This is a genomic window from Priestia sp. P5_B4 (assembly GCF_056400385.1).
Genome location: NZ_JBFULJ010000532.1, coordinates 1 through 2,628, shown reverse-complemented (window position 1 = coordinate 2,628; position 2,628 = coordinate 1). Strand labels below are relative to the sequence as shown.

The 2,628-nt window shown below is 34.4% G+C and carries 3 protein-coding genes; all 3 read right to left on the bottom strand.

Annotated features, from left to right (window positions below):
- Positions 1–495, bottom strand: a 495-nt coding sequence (locus tag AC1DRF_RS22510) for a nucleotidyltransferase domain-containing protein (RefSeq protein WP_477741735.1), incomplete at its 3' end; no start/stop codon positions are given.
- A 156-nt stretch (positions 496–651) separates the two neighbouring features.
- The gene (locus AC1DRF_RS22505; protein ID WP_230183902.1) at positions 652–1,122 is read right to left on the bottom strand and encodes a DinB family protein; all 471 of its coding nucleotides are present in this window, start codon (positions 1,120–1,122) and stop codon (positions 652–654) included.
- A gap of 15 nt (positions 1,123–1,137) precedes the next feature.
- A partial coding sequence (locus AC1DRF_RS22500) for an alpha/beta fold hydrolase (RefSeq protein ID WP_477741734.1) occupies positions 1,138–2,628 on the bottom strand: 1,491 nt, incomplete at its 5' end.

Sequence of the window (2,628 nt, the reverse complement as noted above, 5' to 3'; positions counted from 1 at the left end):
AGCTAGCACAGGTCTTAAAACATAAAAATATTTTTTGATTTTTACTTCGTCACCTTGTAAATACTCTCGAAAGTTATTTCTAGCCATATTTAAATAGTGGTATATACAAGAAGTAGGAATAAAGATGTTAGAATGTAGTTCTTTCATTTTATCAAATGTTGAATACGCCTTGTAATATACAATGTTTGATTGCATCCATTCTAGTAAGGGTGGGTTTGATTTTCTAAAAAGTTTTAATGTCTTGGTTAAGTCCCAGCCGCTAACATCTAATAGGTCATTAATAGGTAGCTCTATTACATCTCGCTTTTTACCTACACCCATTGGATCAATGCTTAAATATTTATTCCTCTTATGAATATAAATAAATCTAACATCATAATCGCTATCTTTAGATGGAAAGTCCCACGCTCTACTTCCAGATTCACAAGCGTATAATACTTTTACGTCGTAATCTTCTTCAATTTTCTTTAAAGCTGCAACGATTGTTTCTCTCATAACCCAACCTCATTTTCTTTTAAAGCTTTCTATATACAAAAGCTATTACTATTTCTCCTATTATATTTCATAATGGATGGAAAATGGTAAATAAATAAAAGAAGCTTCCTTTAGGACTCTAAAAATCTACGAAAATATAGAGAGTAAAGAATTATATCACTCAAAAAGCACTACATCCAATCCGTTTCTGCGGTAACAGGTTAGAAGCGTATACAGTTCTGCACGGTGATGGTATAAATGAGACTGAATTTCAAGCAGCCACTCAAAACGTGTATACGTGCATCCCCAATAGGATGTCTGCAGTGAAAATAGCTTTTGTTCGTCAAAAGAAGARTAAACTGCTTTTAGCTGATTGAAGCCCTCTACTAAAGCTGCTTTGAGTTCAAGCTTTGTATAAGCTGGATGCTGCAGATAAAAGTCATTCATTTTATCTGCAGAGTAGCCTAAGGAAATATAATAGTCTGCACTGCAAATGAGACATAAATGCTGAAGCAGCTCTTGAATAGACCGCTTGTGAGGGAGGGGACGATAAGCAAGCTCTTCTTCTGTAACGTCATTAATAATTGCGGTTAGGGAATGGATGTTAACGTTTATTTGATTAAATACCGTCTCACAATACGAATTCATATATTCACATCCTTTTTATTCAACTAAATACCGCATTTTTTGATCGAGCCAGTACTCTGATTTTTCATTGTTATCGAGCTTGATATAGCAATCGACAATTTCATCATAAATGAATTCCTTTTCTTCTACTAAATCAATAAATTTAATGAGTAAAAATACGGCTTTTGAAACTTTTCCATTCTCACAAAGCCATTCTTTCATCCAGATTAATAAGTCAAGAAGAATAATCTCTATTTTTACTCGGATATCAAGGAACCAATCGTCATAAATCGTTGTTAAATAATGAGGAACTAATTGGTGCAGTCGCTGTTCAGCTTCCTTAAATTTCAACGCCGGATCAGACTGTTCGGTAATCCACTGAAGGTCAGTTAGTAAGTCTAATCCATCGCTTGACACATCGGCGTTTAAAGAAATGAGCTGCCTGTTAACAAGTAAAACCGGCTCTGCGCTTTCTGCGTTCAATAGCTTTTTTAAATGAGACAAATAGACGCGTAAATTTTTTTTGGCGTTGCTTAAAGGTACGTCAGGCCACAGCGCTTCGCATAGCTGTTCTCTGCTGATAGAATGATGAAAAATAAGATATAGTAAAATTTCTTGAGCAAAGCGCTTATTCCAGCCTTCTGGAATAAGCTGGCCATTTACATAGACGGAAAAAGAGTACAAAAAATCYACTTTAAGAGAGGGTGTATGTGAATGAAAATCTTTTTGTATATCTATAGCTGTGTCACTTTCCCAGTTCTTAAGTATTTTCATAGGATCATTCTTTAAAGAAGGTAATTGTTGTGTATTACTTTTAATAAAATCTATAACAATTTCTTTGAGTAAAGCTGTTTTTTCTTTTACTAGAAATGAAGAATGAGCGTTAGGTATGGTCATATGACTGTAGTTTTTTAAAAACATCGTTTTTGAAATCAGATACTGTGATGAAAGCAGCAAATCATGTTGGCCAGATAAAGTGAGTACAGGAAGTGAAATACTAGTCAACTCTTGAAATAGATTGTCTGTAATAGATAGTTTAAGAAAGCGGAAATATACCCCGGGATCCAATTTTTTTAGTCTTTCAATTACCTGTTGTATGTTTGTAGGTTCCAAACTCTCTAGTTTGCCTAATTCGAAAATTTTATCTACCGGTATTTGGTTTTTACTTTCTTCGTTGTAACATCTCTTAATCTTTTGAAGGGTGCTATCGGAATAAAAAGGAAGAGACAATAGTATCAGTCCTTCAATAAGAAATTCATAGCGAGCAGCAAATTTAACAGCGATTTGTCCTCCAAATCCCACTCCAACTAAGTAACATTTTTTTATATGTAACGTATGTAATAAGTGGAAAAGATCTTCAATATGAGCCTCAAACGATATTTCCCCTGTAGCGGAGGCGCTGTTTCCTGTCTCTCTCAAATCGTATTGAATAACAGAATAATGTTGGGTTAATTCTGCAGTAATAGAATCAAAAAGCGTATGATCAGTGATAACAGAATGAATCATCACAATGGTGTCTGTCTGGTC